This window comes from Bacillus cereus group sp. BceL291 (genome assembly GCF_051776705.1).
GTDB classification, from domain to species: Bacteria; Bacillota; Bacilli; order Bacillales; family Bacillaceae_G; genus Bacillus_A; species Bacillus_A cereus.
Window position 1 is genome coordinate 21,767 of record NZ_JBPWAP010000040.1, and the last position, 15,786, is coordinate 37,552.

A 15,786-nucleotide genomic window follows, 5' to 3' on the forward strand; every position below is an offset into this window, starting at 1 on the left:
AATTTTTAAAATGTATATATAGGATTAATGGAGGTATTGAGATGGCTGGTTCTACATTAACGGTTAAAGACTTACACGTATCAATTGATGGCAAAGAAATTTTAAAGGGTGTAAACCTTGAAGTAAAAGGTGGAGAAATCCACGCAATTATGGGACCTAACGGAACAGGTAAATCAACTTTATCTTCTGCAATTATGGGTCACCCAAAGTATGAAGTAACAGAAGGTAGCATCATCATCGACGGTGAAGATGTATTAGAAATGGAAGTAGACGAGCGCGCACAAGCAGGTCTATTCCTAGCAATGCAATATCCAAGTGAAATTAGCGGAGTAACAAACGCTGACTTCTTACGTTCTGCAATTAACGCACGTCGTGAAGAAGGCGATGAAATTTCTCTTATGAAATTTATCCGTACATTAGATAAAAACATGGAATTCCTAGAAATGGATCCAGAAATGGCACAACGTTACTTAAACGAAGGTTTCTCTGGTGGAGAGAAAAAACGTAATGAAATCCTTCAATTAATGATGATTGAGCCAAAAATCGCAATCTTAGATGAAATCGACTCAGGTCTTGATATCGATGCATTAAAAGTTGTATCTAAAGGTATTAACGAAATGCGCGGCGAAGAGTTCGGTTGCCTAATGATTACGCATTACCAACGTTTATTAAACTACATCACTCCAGACTTCGTTCACGTTATGATGAACGGTCGTATCGTTAAATCTGGTGGCCCTGAGCTTGCACAACGTCTAGAAGCTGAAGGTTACGACTGGATTAAAAAAGAATTAGGTATTGAAGACGAAACAACAGAGCAAGAAGCGTAAGAGAGGAGCATAAACATGACAATCGGTACATTACCTTTCGATCAAGAAACAATCCGTCAACGCGCAAGCGAAGTAAACGAAGCTGCTTGGTTGACTGAGTTCCGCTTACAAGCTCTTGCACAAGCAACTGAACTTCCAATGCCAACGCCTGATAAAACGAAAATTGACAAATGGGACTTTATCGGAAAAGGCGACGCTGCTAAGCAAGAGCCTGTAAGTTCTTTAACTGAACTTACAGAAGCAGTGAAAAACTTAATCGATGAAAATAACAGCGTATTAGTACAACGCACTGGTACAACTGCATTCGTTTCTTTAGCAGACGAAGCAAAAGAAAAAGGTGTTATTTTTACAGACATCGTAACAGCAGCAACTGAGCATGCTGAACTAGTACAAAAGTACTTAATGAAAGACGGCGTGAAAGTAGACGAGCATCGTCTAACTGCACTTCATGCTGCATTAATCAACGGTGGTGCATTCGTATATGTTCCGAAAAACGTTGTTCTTGAAACTCCACTTCAAGCTGTATTCTTAGTAGACGGCGAAGAAGCTAACGTATATAACCACGTACTATTCGTAGCTGATGCGAACAGTACTGCAACTTATGTAGAAAACTATGTTGCAAATGAAAATGCTAAAGGTATTGCAAATATCGTAGCAGAAGTAATCGTGGAACAAGGCGCACAAGTGAAATTCGGTGCGGTTGATCTATTAGCAAAAGACGTAACAACTTACGTTAACCGCCGCGGCGTTGTAGGACGCGACGGCCGTATTGATTGGGCTCTAGGCCTTATGAATGACGGAAACACAATTTCAGAGAACGTTACGAACTTAATGGGCGACGGTTCATATGCTGATACGAAAACAGTAACAATTGGCCGTGGCAACCAAACACAAAACTTTACAACTAAAGTTGTTCACTTCGGTAAACATTCTGAAGGTTGGATTTTAAAACACGGTGTACAAAAAGATAGTGCAACATCTATCTTTAACGGAATTGGTAAGATTGAACACGGTGCATCTAAATCAAATGCACAACAATCTTCTCGCGTTCTTATGTTAGATGAAAAAGCTCGCGGTGATGCAAACCCAATTCTTTTAATCGACGAAGATGATGTAATGGCAGGTCACGCAGCTTCAGTAGGTCGCGTAGATCCAGTCCAACTATACTACTTGATGAGCCGTGGTATTCCAAAACGCGAAGCAGAACGTTTAGTCATCCATGGATTCTTAGCACCTGTAGTTAATGAGCTTCCAATTGAAGGAGTAAAGGCACAGCTTGTTGAGGTAATTGAAAGGAAAGTTCGCTAATGAATATTCATGAAATACGCAAACAGTTTCCAATTCTTGATCAAAAAGTGAACGGCAAACAACTTGTTTATTTCGATAGTGCAGCAACTTCTCAAAAACCAATTCAAGTCATTGAAACGTTAGAACGTTACTATAAAGAATATAATTCTAACGTGCATCGCGGTGTTCATACGCTCGGTACGAAAGCTACCGACGCGTATGAAGGTGCACGTGAGAAAGTTCGCAAGTTTATCAATGCGAAATCAATGGAAGAGATTATTTTCACGCGCGGAACGACAACTGCATTAAATACAGTAGCGGCTAGCTATGGTCTTGAAAATGTAAAAGAGGGCGATGAAATCGTTATTTCTTACATGGAGCACCATAGTAATATCATTCCGTGGCAACAAGTTGCGAAGAAAACTGGTGCAACTTTAAAATATCTTCCGCTTCAACCAGATGGGACAATTTCAATAGAAGATGCTCGTCAAACAATTACACCGAATACAAAAATCGTTTCTATCATGTATGTTTCTAACGTACTTGGAACGATTAACCCTGTAAAAGAAATCGGAGCAATTGCACACGAAAATGGCGCAATTATGGTCGTTGACGGTGCACAAAGTACACCTCACATGAAAGTAGATGTACAAGATTTAAACTGTGATTTCTACGCATTATCTGCTCATAAGATGTGTGGCCCTACAGGTATCGGCGTATTATATGGTAAAAAAGAATTGCTAAACAATATGGAGCCAATTGAATTTGGTGGTGAAATGATTGATTTCGTAGATTTACAAGAATCTACTTGGAAAGAGCTTCCGTGGAAGTTTGAAGCAGGTACACCGATTATCGGTAATGCAATCGGACTTGGTGCGGCAATTGATTTCCTAGAAGAAATCGGTCTTGATAATATTGAAAAGCATGAGCATGAATTAGCGCAATACGCTTTAGAAAGACTATCAGAAGTAGATGGCGTTACAATTTATGGTCCAAAGCATCGCGCTGGTCTTGTTACATTTAATATTGAAGACGTACATCCTCACGATGTAGCGACTGTATTAGATGTAGAAGGCATTGCAGTTCGCGCAGGACATCACTGTGCACAACCGCTTATGAAGTGGCTAAAAGCTTCCTCAACAGCACGTGCGAGCTTCTATTTATATAATACAAAAGAAGAAATTGATACATTTGTTGACTCGCTAATCAAGACAAAGGAGTATTTCACAAATGTCATTTAATAATTTAGATACGTTATATCGTCAAGTTATTATGGATCATTATAAAAATCCTCGTAACCATGGCGTATTAGAAGATAGTGTTACCGTTAACTTGAACAATCCAACTTGCGGCGATCGTATTCAACTTACGATGAAAGTAGAAGAAGGTATTGTGCAAGAGGCGAAGTTTGAAGGCGAAGGATGTTCAATCTCAATGTCTTCAGCTTCAATGATGACACAAGCAGTAAAAGGTAAGAAAATTGAAGAAGCACTTCAGCTTTCGAAAATTTTCTCTGACATGATGCTAGGAAAAGAGTACGATGACAGCATCGATTTAGGAGATATTGAAGCATTACAAGGCGTATGCAAGTTCCCTGCACGTATTAAATGTGCAACATTAGCGTGGAAAGCGTTAGAAAAGGGCTTAAACGAAGATAAGTAATGTTAAAGGTTCCTAAAAACGAGGTTATCTAAGGAGGGACACACCAACATGGCGAAGCAACTGCCAGATATCGGCGATTATAAATATGGTTTCAAAGACAAAGACGTTTCGATTTTCCGTGCTGGACGCGGTTTAACAAAAGAAATCGTTGAAGAAATTTCACGTATGAAAGAAGAACCACAGTGGATGTTAGACTTCCGTTTAAAATCACTGGATAAGTTCTACGAAATGCCAATGCCACAATGGGGCGGCGACTTAAACGACTTAGATTTCGATGAAATTACGTACTACGTAAAACCATCTGAGAAATCTGAGAAGTCTTGGGATGAAGTACCTGATGAAATTAAAGCAACATTTGATAAATTAGGTATTCCAGAAGCTGAGCAAAAATATTTAGCTGGTGTATCTGCACAGTACGAATCTGAAGTTGTATACCACAACATGAAAGAAGACCTAGAAGCTCTAGGAATCGTCTTCAAAGATACAGATAGCGCATTAAAAGAGAACGAAGATATTTTCCGTGAACATTTCGGAAAAGTAATCCCACCAACAGACAACAAATTCTCTGCATTAAACTCTGCAGTTTGGTCTGGTGGATCATTCATCTACGTTCCAAAAGGTGTTAAAGTTGATACACCACTTCAAGCGTATTTCCGTATTAACTCTGAAAATATGGGACAATTCGAACGTACGCTTATCATTGTAGACGAAGGCGCACACGTACACTACGTAGAAGGTTGTACAGCACCTGTTTACACTACTAACTCACTTCACAGTGCGGTAGTAGAAATCATCATTAAAAAAGATGCTTATTGCCGTTATACAACAATCCAAAACTGGGCGAACAACGTATACAACCTAGTTACAAAACGTGCGGTTTGTGAAGAAAACGCAACGATGGAATGGATTGACGGTAACATCGGATCTAAATTAACGATGAAATACCCAGCAGTTATCTTAAAAGGCGAAGGCGCTCGTGGTTTAACATTATCTATCGCGATTGCTGGTAAAGGCCAACACCAAGATGCTGGTGCGAAAATGATTCACTTAGCACCAAACACGTCTTCAACAATCGTTTCTAAATCGATTGCGAAGCATGGTGGTAAAGTAACTTACCGTGGTATCGTACACTTCGGACCAAAAGCGAAAAACTCTCGCTCTAACATCGAGTGTGACACGTTAATCATGGATAACCAATCTACATCTGATACAATTCCTTACAACGAAATCAAAAACGATTACGTTTCACTTGAGCACGAAGCGAAAGTATCTAAAGTATCAGAAGAACAATTATTCTACCTAATGAGCCGTGGTATTTCTGAGCAAGAAGCTACAGAAATGATCGTAATGGGCTTCATTGAACCATTCACTCGCGAACTTCCAATGGAATACGCAGTTGAAATGAACCGCCTAATCAAGTTTGAGATGGAAGGTTCTATTGGTTAAATAGAAATGCGGAGCCGACTGTTCAGACCCGTTGACTAAGGTTCTTTCGCACAGAAGATGCTTTTTATCTTCTCGTGCGGAAGGTTCTTAGACATGAGGGTCTAGGAGGCAAAGCTGGATAATATATGTATGAAGAAAGCGCCCTGCTGTGCAGGGTGCTTTTTTGTTTTGCGGATTTGTCTTGGCTTGGGAGAGGATACCCGGGTGGGTGTTCAGTTAAATATATCAGCGATTTTTCAAATATATCGTCCATAACTCGAAATATATCAGCGATTATTTCAATATATCGACGATTCGACAAGGGATATCGACTTATCAACAAATTACGACATAGCAAGAGGAACGAATACCCCGTACCCTTCAAAAAGGAAAGGAGCATTTATACATAAAGAGGGCAACTGAAAGTAATTTAGATTAAAATACTGACAAATGCAGCAAAGAACTTATGGGAAAATCCCCACGGCTAACTTTCTGACAAATCCCCGCTCTACCAACAAATCCCCACACTGGCAAAAATAAAGTTTCTCATATAAAAAGGACAATCTTTTGCTTTTTCTCACAATGCGAGTACAATGTAAAATAGCAAGAAAAGACGAAAAGTATTTACAGGATTATTGTGTGCGCATAGCGTAAATGGCAGTAAGGAACTGAGAGGAGGTTTTTTCTCTGAATACAAATAAAGAAACAATCATCCACCTTTATCATACAAACGATATACATAGTCATTTTGAAAATTGGCCGCAAATTTCTCGGTTTGTTCTAGGGGAGAAAAAGCGAAGACAGGAAGCGGGAGAGACTGTTTTGACGGTTGATATCGGCGATCATGTGGATCGTTTTCATAGTATTTCGGAAGCGACGAATGGACTTGGGAATACGAAGCTTTTGAATGAGGCGTTATATGATTATGTAACGATCGGAAATAATGAAGGAATTACGTTAGCGAAGGAGCATTTGAATCGGCTCTATGATGATGCTGGATTTGAAATACTTGTCGCAAATTTATTTGAAAAAGAAGGGGTACGTCCGTCATGGGCAAGGCCTTATAAATTGCATACAACGACGGATGGGATTACCATTGCTTTTATCGGATTAACGGTAGCTTATCCAGAGTTTTATCAGATGCTCGATTGGCATATTGAAGATCCCATTATTCATTTAGAGTCTATTTTAGAAGAAGTGAAAGATGAGGCTCATATTACGGTTGTCCTTTCTCACCTTGGAAAAAGTATGGATGAGTATATGGCAGAGCATTATGATATAGATGTTATTTTAGGAGCACATACGCATCATTTATTTGAGCGTGGTATTCTACTGAATAATACTTTACTTTGTTGTTGTGAAAAGTGGGGGCGTTACGTTGGTCACGTGCAGCTTACTGTGGATATAGAGATGAAGAAATTGCTGAAAAAAGACGGTAGGGCGATTAAGACGGAACGGTTAGGTGCTTATAGCGAGCCGTTATCCACAATTGAAATACTGCAGGAAGAAAGTGAGCATATAATGGCAGAGTCTGTCGTTCATTTAAAAGAGTCATTACCGGTTGATTGGTTTCATGAGACGCCGTTTTCTCACATGTTAGCAAGTGCGCTGAAAACATGGTGCAATGCAGAGATTGGCATGGTGAACGCTGGTGTACTTCTTGAAGGGTTAGAAGAGGGTGTTGTAACGCGCGGAGATATTCACAGAATTTGTCCACATCCAATTAATCCGTGTGCTTTGAAAGTTCCAGGAAAGATATTAAGAGAAGTTATTTTGAAAGCACGTAAGCCGAATATGGAGAATCTTGAGGTGAAAGGATTCGGATTTCGGGGAAAAGTGATGGGGAAAATGATTTACGCTGGTGTAGAAGTCATTCCAGATACGATTCCCGGGAATAAAATTTTACTCGAAGATGTATTAATTAACGGGGAATCGCTGGAATTAGATCGTATATATACAGTAGGAACGATTGATATGTTTACATTTGGCTACTTATACCCAGAGCTATCCACACTTTCTGACAAACAATATTATATGCCAGAACTACTTAGAGATGTGTTAACAGATATGTTAATAACTTATACATCTTCCGTTAAACTATAGGCTAGTTAACTTGTAACACTCATTTTTCTCTTGTCATACAGATAAGAAAGAGAGGAGTGTGAACTATGGTTAATGTGGAGCCAATTATAATTGATAATTATACGTTTATTGCAGTTAGCGTGAAACTTCCAAAGACGAATTTGCTAGCTGTAATGAGCGATAAAGGATATATTATGTGTGGTGCATTAGATGTAGGTCTTTTAAATGAGAAATTAGGTGATCGAGGAATTATTGCTGGCCGTGCGGTTGGTGTAAGAACGATTGAACAACTTCTTGAAGCGCCACTAGAATCGGTAACGACTGGAGCTGAAGCATTAGGCATTCCAGCAGGTACGATTGGAAAAGAAGCATTATTAAAAATGAGATAAGCATATATCGTCCCTCCTTCTTGCATAGAAATGATATAAGAAGGAGGTTTTTTTATGAGTATATTTCGCTCGAAAAACTCGCGGTTTCGAAGGGGACCTATTGCCTTTCGGTATATACTGCTTATGTCGTTTATTCTTTTTGTTATATTACTTACGCAAGGGTTGTGGATTGTGAATAATAATATTCAGCCGACCTTAATTAAATATGGGGAAGTAGAGACACATAAAATGGCGACGGCAATTATGACGAAGGCAGTAAAGGATCGAATTAATGAAGGATTCGATGTAGATTCATTAATGAAAGTACAGAATGATAAAAACGGAAAAGTATCCACAATTAATTTAAATACAAAGCAAGTAAATGAAATCGTAACATCAACGACCACGTACATAGAAAAATATTTACAGCAAGTAGAACAAGGGAAGTTGAAGGAGCTAGGTATTGCTGAAAAAAACGGCGCGACTATGGCAGTTCCTTTTGGGCGTGTAACTGATAATGCACTTCTTGGTAATATAGGACCAGATATTCCGATTCATTTCACGCCAGTTGGACATGTGAATACAGATATTAAACAAAAAATTGAGCCGCATGGGATTAATACTACAGCAATTCAAATTGTTATGGAAATGGAAGTAACATTGCAAGTGATTATTCCATTTCATACGAAAGAGATAAAGGTGAAACAAAATGTTCCGATTGCGACGCGTATCGTTCAAGGGGAAGTGCCTACGTATTATGGAAGCGGAAGTGTTGCTGTACCTGATAAAAAGAAAACAGATAGTTAGTTGTAAATAAAGTGAAACTCGGCTCAGTCAGGCTTTTACTGGATAAAAAATAACCGTAGCAATGCAGCTACGGTTATCGTTTTGTATTTGCTCGTTCTTTGCGCTCCCAAAGGCTTAAATGCATGTATGGATCGAAGGCCCATTCTGTATAGCCATTGTCTTTATACATGCCAAAATGTAAGTGGGGCGGAAATTTTCCGGCTGTGCCAGGAGGTCCATAACCAGTGCTACCAACAAATCCGATTACTTTCCCTGGCTCAACAATTTGTCCAAGCTGTATTTCTTTTGAAAACCCGCCTAAATGAGCGTAATAATGGTAATTGTTATGAAGATCGCGAATACCAATGCGCCATCCACCAAGGCGGTTCCAACCTTTCGTTTCAATAATGCCATAGCAAGTCGATTTTACTGGCACGCCATATCCGGCAAAAATATCGGTTCCTTCATGAATCCTTCTGCCGCCAAAACTTCTTCCAGCGCCGAAAGTACTACGGTAGCTATGGTCACTACGGATCGGAAGAGGAAAAGCATTTCCTTCTAAATTAATACGTCCATAATGTTTATAAATTTGGGCGTATTCGCTAATTAAATCAACTGTTTTGGCACGTCTATAATATTCCCAGAGCATAATTTTAATACGGTCTTCTGATGTTCCTTGTTTCCTTAAAATAGTCGCTGCGGTATGCAGAAGATCACGGTCGCTATTTGCATTTGCAAATCCATCTTTGTCACCATCTAAACCTATTCCGCCAAATAGAGAAATTGTATGGGGAAGAGTATCGTTACTATTAATAGGTCCAGCCCATATTTCTGGTTTGAAATAAAGGGAAATGATGGCATCTGGTTTTTTCGGAATATCTTTTCTTACGCTCCGTATATTTCTTTCATATTGATCCATTGCAGCTAAGTAATACCATGGAATGCCTGAAGACTGCTCGGTTTCTTTATATAGTGCCATGCGCTTTTCGTATATGCTTTGCTGATTATCTTCACCGTAAGCGATGTTTTGGTGGAGAAGAAAACAAATAGAAAGCAAAAGAGAAATTTTTCGAAGCATGAAATAGACTCCTTTCACAACATCACTCTTTTTAGTGTGGGATATACGGAGTATTTCATTATAGGGAACGATTGGAAAAAATCTTAGAATCTTCATTTGAGCAAATCGCTTTCATACGTTAGAATAGATATGTTACATTGAAAGAAGCGAACACGGTAAACTATTTCATATTGTGCGGAGTTGATAACCATGACAAAACAAACAGAATATAAGCGCAAGCCCGAATGGTTGAAAATTAAGTTAAACACGAATGAAAACTATACAGGCTTAAAGAAAATGATGCGTTCTAAAAATCTTCATACAGTTTGTGAGGAAGCAAAATGTCCGAATATTCATGAATGCTGGGCTGTAAGAAAAACAGCAACATTTATGATTTTAGGTGCGGTTTGTACACGTGCTTGTCGTTTTTGTGCGGTTAAAACAGGCTTACCAACTGAGCTTGATTTACAAGAACCAGAACGCGTGGCAGATTCAGTAGTACAAATGGGCTTAAAGCACGTTGTTATAACAGCGGTTGCACGTGATGATTTAAAGGACGGGGGAGCAGCTGTTTTTGCTGAAACAGTACGAGCAGTACGTCGTAAAAACCCATTCACGTCTATCGAAGTATTACCATCTGATATGGGTGGAGTAGAAGAAAACTTAAAAATGTTAATGGATGCAAAACCAGATATTTTAAACCATAACATTGAAACAGTACGTCGATTATCTGACCGAGTTCGCGCTAGAGCAAAATATGAACGTTCATTAGAGTTTTTACGTCGAGCGAAAGAAATGCAGCCTGATATTCCAACTAAATCGAGCATTATGGTGGGCTTAGGTGAAACGAGAGAAGATTTAATTGAAGCAATGGATGACTTACGTGCAAACAATGTGGATATTTTAACTCTTGGGCAATACCTACAACCATCTAAGAAGCACTTACCAGTTCTTAAATATTACCCACCAGCAGAATTTGCAGAGCTTAAAGAAATTGCACTTAGCAAAGGATTTAGCCACTGTGAAGCTGGCCCACTTGTGCGTTCTTCTTACCATGCGGACGAGCAAGTACGTTCTGCAAAAGAAAAAACAGCAGAAGCTAAATAATGAAAAAAGAGAGCTAACGATTAGCTCTCTTTTTGTTTATACTCTAAAACGGTATTTGGACATGTTAATAAAATCTTTTTTAATTCTTCTGTGGATAATTCAATTGTAAATTCAGGTACACCAGGTGTAATTAAAATTTTATCGTACGTATAAATAGCGTTATCCACAATAATTGTTACATCGTGTGAATATCCGAAAGGAGCCACACATCCCGGCGTACAACCAGTTTTGTCTCGCAGTTCATCAGGAGAACAGAGAGATAAGCGTTCTCCTGTTAGTTCTTTCATTTCTCCCCGGTTGAGTCTTGTGCCCTCTAACGTAAAAAATACGTAATAATCTCCAGACTTTGATTTTAAAAATAAGCTTTTACTTGGAGTGCCTTGTAAGCCGAGTCTCTCACGTACAATCCGATCTGTCTCATAATCGAGTACTGGTTCGTGTTCAAATTTTTCATAAGAAACATTTGTTTTATGTAGTAGAGCAAGTACATCTTCGTACATATGGAGTGATACCCCTTTCTATTATTAGTACAGTTTCTTCTCGTGGCGTCAACTGAATGTTTTGGAAAGGGATATTACTTAGAAGATGCTTCCCATAAGCGTTTTATGATACATTGTTCGTCGATTGTAATTTCGTAAATATCAGGATTCGTTAAAGTTCTCCATTCATTAAAGCCAATCGTATGATTAAAATGCTTTAAAATGAGCGTAAGTAAATTGCCATGTGTAACAAGTAGTGTTGTTGTATGGTTTAATTGTAAAACGTCTTGAATAAGCGATATGGCACGGTCTGTTGCTTGTTTTGTTGACTCTCCGCCTGAAAAGGCAATATCTATATTTGTAAAAGTAGATTCTAGTTTTTGCATCCAATCATCCATTGGAACGTTGCTCAATATGCGTTCAGTTAATCGTTCATCTTCTTGGATAGATAAGTTAGCTTGGAGCGCATAGGGCCGAATGGAATCGATAGCTCGGACAAACGGGCTTGAAATAATATGATCGATTTGTAGATGATTTTCTAAGAGGAATGTAGCAAGGGTATTTGCTTGGTCTTTTCCATCGGTCGTTAATTCAGCATCACGTTTTTGCCCAGTTGCTGAACAATGTCGTATTACAATAATTTTCTTCATAATTCATCCCCATCTTTCAAGTTGACGCTATATACTTCGACAAATGTGGAAATAATTCCTTTTTCTTGGAAAACGGCATATGGATTTAAATATGTGGAAAAGTAATGTGGATAATGAACATTTGAGGTGCAATCATGAATAAAATGATATGTATTGTAGTTAGTCTTTGTTTTTTTATACACTTGTCCACAACTTATGCAGAGTCGAATCAAAAAGTAAATTATCCAAGCAATCGAAATAAGTCATTTGTGAGTGAGGATATTTTTTATAAACAGTTAGATAAGAAAATCTATAAAGAATACAATAATGCAGCATATAGTGTTCGAAAAAAAATCTTATTTAAAGAAGTGCCCGATGAAGAATTTTCTTTCCTACAAAAAACAGCCGTGGGTTTTCGGAGTTGTGTGATGCTTCAAGATTTTTTTGTTCATCCTGATCGCCAAGTTTATTTTTTCGCTTCCTTTTCTCAAAATGAATTAGAAGAGTTTCATAAATATATCGTTATAGATGCAGAAACAAAGAGGGAGCTGCAAGAAGGAAAAAGCTATCAGCATTGCGACAATCCATAAAAAATAAACCACCAATCGGTGGTTTATTTTTTACTCCGGTACACTCATTAATTTCGCTTTCATTTTGCGAATAAGAACGACAGCGCCAATTGTACAAAGAAGTGTAATTCCTTCTGCAACGAAGATATTGATTGTTTTTGTTTGGTAAAGTGCCGCGAAAAAGTCTACAAATGCGTGGAATAGTATAGCGTATACTAGGAAGATATATTTCTTCTGTTTTACTGCGTATAAAACAAGCATTGTAAAGGCGATTTGAAGCACGAGTGCCATAATTCTTTCTAAGCTACCAAGGAAGTATAAGTAGGCAGGTTGCTGAATTAACATGTCCTGTAAAATGCTCAGCTCGGGTTTTTGTTCAATCAGTCGAGCGAAGCTACCATCGTTAATAGAATTAGCAAAGATTAATGCTTGTAATGCAGAAAAACCGCCAATTAAAATAGATTCAATTCCGCCGTGACCAATTCCATAAGCGAAGCCATCTTTATATTCTAGATATTTTTTTAGTAAGAAGAAGAAGGCAACGAAGCGTCCTAATTCTTCAAAAATACCAGCAGTCAATCCGCCATAAATTGCGAAGACAAACGGATTTTCTAAAAATGGAGCGATTGTTGGATTACCGCGCATAAATAGGTGGAATGGTGTTTCAAGAATTTGGGTAAATCCGATAAAGATAAGAACACCAATGCCGACCACTTTCCAATTCATATTATATTTTTTACGGAAATAAACGAGTACAATAATTGGGACCAGAATCGAGACAATGAGTTGAAAGATGATGCTGGCAATTACAGTATTTGAAACCATACTTTCACCGCTTTCTAATATATGTACATAACTATTATGCATCAAATATAGGAGAGATGAAACTTTTTAAGATAAAATGAATTTACTTATTGACTCTAACGTTGCGTCATACTTTATCGTATGTACTAAGGGGGAGATACAAATGACAATGAGAGTAAAAGAAGTAGCTGATTTAGTTGGAATTAGTGTGCGCACACTGCATCATTACGATGAAATTGGGTTGTTAACCCCAGACGAGACGACAGAGTCTGGATATCGTCTGTATTCCAATGAAAATTTAGAGACATTGCAGCAAATTTTGTTTTTTAAAGAGCTTGGCTTCCCTTTGAAAAAAATTAAAGAGATTATCATGAGTCCATCATTTGATCGCGAAGAGGCACTAGAGCTTCATAAGAAAATGCTTCTTGAAAAGCGTGCTAGATTAGATAAGGTGATTGCGACAATTGATAAAACAATTCAGCATACAAAAGGAGAGATTGAAATGACGAATAAAGAGAAATTTGAAGGATTCGATTTCAGCCATAACCCATATGAAGAAGAAGCACGGGAAAAATGGGGAGACGCAGCTGTAGATAAAGCGAACGAATATGCAAAAGGTATGTCAAAAGAGAACCAAGAGGAGTTTAATGCTATTTATAGAAATTTAGCAGCGCTTAGACACGGAGCACCAGATTCTAAAGAGGCACAAGAAGCAATTGGGGTGTGGTACGATTACTTGCAAAACTTCGGTGAATATTCATTAGATGCTTTTAAAGGACTTGGTCAAATGTACGTCGCTGATGAGCGCTTTACGAAAAATATCGATAAGTTTGGTGAAGGGTTAGCGCAGTTTATGTGTGATGCGATGGAGGTTTATGCGGATCGTAATAAAAAGTAAAACAGGTGGAGATTTTCTCCACCTGTTTTACTTTTTAATCATATCATTCAAAGTCTGATCTCCCGTATTGTTCAAATGAGGATTTTTACTCATTTCACGTTTTAGCATATCGAGGCTTTGCGTATATTCTGTATCATTTAATGCGCCAGATTGAAGACCTTGAATTTGGGAAATCAACTTTTGGTCTGTTGATACATATCCTTTATAATAGCGAGGGACGATGGACAAAGCAGCTCTATATACTTGATCCGCTACGAGTTTTGGATCCGTTGTGTTTGCACGGTATACAACAAATACTTCATCATCGGTAACGAGCGTAGCAGCGTTTGTAACGTCAGGAAGTTTGACTGTCATGCTTGTAATCATTTCAGCGACTTTCTCACGGTTAATGGCCCCTACTTGTTTGTTAGACACTTCATGCTTTTGTTTAGATGAATAACCGACTCTCGTTAATCGTGTATTTGTATTTTCCGTATGATACATGTCGTTTTTGTTGGAAACAAGAACACGGCTTCCTTCTTCACGTTCCATTTCGGCTTTATTCGTTGATTGGCAGCCTGCAAATAAGGAAAGAGTGAGGAGAGAGAGTATAATTTGTTTTTTCACGATGTATCACCTCCTTCTCCATAGCATGCACTAATTTTCAATTTTTTGTATTTGAAATTGTTGGTTGTTATGCTTTGTGATACGATAAAAAGAAGAATGCTTAGAGAGGAAGTTAATGATGGAGCAAAAGCAAGAGATTCATGCTACGGTGAGCATTAATAATGTGCAGTACGAAGTAATTAAAAACTTTCGTGACGGTTTTAGTGAAGAAGCATTTAAAGAGCGCTATGCAGAAATTTTAAATAAATATGATTATATCGTTGGAGACTGGGGATATGAGCAACTTAGATTGCGCGGATTCTTTGATGATAGTAACCAGCGTGCGACATATGATACGAAAATTAGTACGTTAACGGAGTATTTATACGAGTACTGTAACTTCGGTTGTGCACACTTCGTATTGCGAAAAGTGAAGAAATAAAAAAATCCTCTTACGATTGTAAGAGGATTTTTTGCATTATAAACAAATCGAGATATAATCTCCTTCAGATAGTATTGTATTTGGCTTCATTTGTTGTCCATTCAATTGAATATCCCCATTTTTAATTTTATCCACAATGAGTGTACGGCTCCAGTCGGAAATATATGTGGATAAGGCTTTATCGATGCGGTGGGAACCGAAAACGATGTCTAATACGATCGTGATTTTAGCTATGCCGTTTTCTTTATGTTGCATAATGGAAATAGTAGTAGTTGTTTCGGCTTGATCTTGCTGCGTCATATCGACTGTTTCAACGTGATCAGTAAATGATTTATAAATACGCAGTTTTTGATTCCACGTATGATCTTTCGGACATTTATAAATGGCAAAGCGGTATATGTTTTTTCCGTTGGCGTTATGCCTACGAATATTCGTGTCAGTAAATAAGGTAGTGCGTCTGCAATTTTTACAATACTTTTCGATTGTGTTTTGCTCATTTTCATATAAACTCCAAGAAAGTTGTACTTTCTGCATTTTTCTTCACCTCTTATAGTAGTGGCAAAGAAACGTAATACAGCTATTTGGATGTCTTGTAGTATGAAGACATGAGAAAAAGACAAAAATAAAAGGAGGTTCCCTTAGGAACCTCCGTAAACATCATACTACAGATGTGTTACGTTCCTTTGTAATGGGAATGGGCAGACTACTCCCTTGAAAAAGCGTGGTGCTTTTTTGAGAGTAATGCTATCCAATTGCTGGTCCATTACAAAGTAAATGTT

At 38.2% G+C, this 15,786-nt stretch carries 18 protein-coding genes; 12 read left to right on the forward strand and 6 right to left on the reverse strand.

From position 1 onward, the window contains the following. Positions 1-41 precede the first annotated feature (41 nt). From sufC to yunB, 8 genes are all read left to right on the forward strand, one after another. Positions 42-827 carry a Fe-S cluster assembly ATPase SufC gene (gene sufC, locus ACS2CR_RS22205; RefSeq protein WP_000929160.1) on the forward strand — a complete coding sequence of 262 codons (786 nt, stop codon included), beginning with the start codon at positions 42-44 and terminating at the stop codon, positions 825-827. A 15-nt stretch (positions 828-842) separates the two neighbouring features. Continuing rightward, a complete protein-coding gene (sufD, locus tag ACS2CR_RS22210; protein ID WP_000152170.1) occupies positions 843-2,135 on the forward strand; it encodes a Fe-S cluster assembly protein SufD in 1,293 nt (430 codons plus the stop codon). After that, on the forward strand, positions 2,135-3,355 hold the full coding sequence (gene sufS / locus ACS2CR_RS22215; RefSeq protein WP_001020760.1) for a cysteine desulfurase SufS: 1,221 nt from the start codon (positions 2,135-2,137) through the stop codon (positions 3,353-3,355). Before sufD ends, sufS begins: the two co-directional genes overlap by 1 nt. Then, positions 3,345-3,776, forward strand: a complete 432-nt coding sequence (sufU, locus tag ACS2CR_RS22220; RefSeq protein ID WP_000009523.1) for a Fe-S cluster assembly sulfur transfer protein SufU — start codon at positions 3,345-3,347, stop codon at positions 3,774-3,776. Before sufS ends, sufU begins: the two co-directional genes overlap by 11 nt. 48 nt (positions 3,777-3,824) lie before the next feature. After that, entirely contained in the window at positions 3,825-5,222 is a 1,398-nt protein-coding gene (gene sufB, locus ACS2CR_RS22225) for a Fe-S cluster assembly protein SufB (RefSeq protein ID WP_001118827.1), read from the forward strand. A gap of 690 nt (positions 5,223-5,912) precedes the next feature. Further along, a complete protein-coding gene (locus ACS2CR_RS22230; protein ID WP_071686394.1) occupies positions 5,913-7,304 on the forward strand; it encodes a bifunctional metallophosphatase/5'-nucleotidase in 1,392 nt (463 codons plus the stop codon). Positions 7,305-7,369: 65 nt separating this feature from the next. Beyond that, positions 7,370-7,672 carry a YunC family protein gene (locus ACS2CR_RS22235; protein ID WP_000248466.1) on the forward strand — a complete coding sequence of 101 codons (303 nt, stop codon included), beginning with the start codon at positions 7,370-7,372 and terminating at the stop codon, positions 7,670-7,672. Between the two features lie 54 nt (positions 7,673-7,726). Further along, a complete protein-coding gene (yunB, locus tag ACS2CR_RS22240) occupies positions 7,727-8,458 on the forward strand; it encodes a sporulation protein YunB (RefSeq protein ID WP_000021802.1) in 732 nt (243 codons plus the stop codon). 73 nt (positions 8,459-8,531) lie between these two features. Here yunB and ACS2CR_RS22245 read toward each other — a convergent pair whose 3' ends face one another. Further along, positions 8,532-9,515, reverse strand: coding sequence for a M23 family metallopeptidase (locus ACS2CR_RS22245; protein WP_053514368.1), 984 nt, complete (start codon positions 9,513-9,515; stop codon positions 8,532-8,534). A 189-nt stretch (positions 9,516-9,704) separates the two neighbouring features. On the opposite strand from ACS2CR_RS22245, the gene lipA reads away from it, so the two are divergent. Further along, positions 9,705-10,601 (forward strand): lipoyl synthase, encoded by an 897-nt coding sequence (lipA, locus tag ACS2CR_RS22250; RefSeq protein WP_000166372.1) that lies wholly within the window; start codon positions 9,705-9,707, stop codon positions 10,599-10,601. A 20-nt stretch (positions 10,602-10,621) separates the two neighbouring features. Here lipA and ACS2CR_RS22255 read toward each other — a convergent pair whose 3' ends face one another. Beyond that, the gene (locus ACS2CR_RS22255) at positions 10,622-11,101 is read right to left on the reverse strand and encodes a YbaK/EbsC family protein (RefSeq protein ID WP_000272747.1); all 480 of its coding nucleotides are present in this window, start codon (positions 11,099-11,101) and stop codon (positions 10,622-10,624) included. 74 nt (positions 11,102-11,175) lie between these two features. Beyond that, on the reverse strand, positions 11,176-11,730 hold the full coding sequence (locus ACS2CR_RS22260) for a histidine phosphatase family protein (protein WP_000721050.1): 555 nt from the start codon (positions 11,728-11,730) through the stop codon (positions 11,176-11,178). A gap of 134 nt (positions 11,731-11,864) precedes the next feature. On the opposite strand from ACS2CR_RS22260, the gene ACS2CR_RS22265 reads away from it, so the two are divergent. Further along, on the forward strand, positions 11,865-12,299 hold the full coding sequence (locus tag ACS2CR_RS22265; RefSeq protein WP_053514369.1) for a hypothetical protein: 435 nt from the start codon (positions 11,865-11,867) through the stop codon (positions 12,297-12,299). Between the two features lie 30 nt (positions 12,300-12,329). Here ACS2CR_RS22265 and ACS2CR_RS22270 read toward each other — a convergent pair whose 3' ends face one another. Then, complete coding sequence (locus ACS2CR_RS22270; protein ID WP_002101508.1) at positions 12,330-13,145, reverse strand: YhfC family intramembrane metalloprotease; 816 nt, start codon at positions 13,143-13,145, stop codon at positions 12,330-12,332. 100 nt (positions 13,146-13,245) lie between these two features. Here ACS2CR_RS22270 and ACS2CR_RS22275 point away from each other — a divergent pair, with 100 nt between their 5' ends. Beyond that, positions 13,246-13,980, forward strand: coding sequence for a MerR family transcriptional regulator (locus ACS2CR_RS22275; protein ID WP_000178769.1), 735 nt, complete (start codon positions 13,246-13,248; stop codon positions 13,978-13,980). A 27-nt stretch (positions 13,981-14,007) separates the two neighbouring features. Here ACS2CR_RS22275 and ACS2CR_RS22280 read toward each other — a convergent pair whose 3' ends face one another. Next, positions 14,008-14,586 carry a YhcN/YlaJ family sporulation lipoprotein gene (locus tag ACS2CR_RS22280; protein WP_000744039.1) on the reverse strand — a complete coding sequence of 193 codons (579 nt, stop codon included), beginning with the start codon at positions 14,584-14,586 and terminating at the stop codon, positions 14,008-14,010. A gap of 118 nt (positions 14,587-14,704) precedes the next feature. On the opposite strand from ACS2CR_RS22280, the gene ACS2CR_RS22285 reads away from it, so the two are divergent. Then, positions 14,705-15,007: a YutD family protein gene (locus ACS2CR_RS22285; protein WP_000435943.1), complete on the forward strand. Its 303-nt coding sequence runs from the start codon at positions 14,705-14,707 to the stop codon at positions 15,005-15,007. Between the two features lie 36 nt (positions 15,008-15,043). On the opposite strand, the gene ACS2CR_RS22290 is transcribed toward ACS2CR_RS22285, so the two are convergent. Then, entirely contained in the window at positions 15,044-15,541 is a 498-nt protein-coding gene (locus tag ACS2CR_RS22290; RefSeq protein ID WP_053514370.1) for a cytoplasmic protein, read from the reverse strand. Positions 15,542-15,786 lie beyond the last annotated feature (245 nt).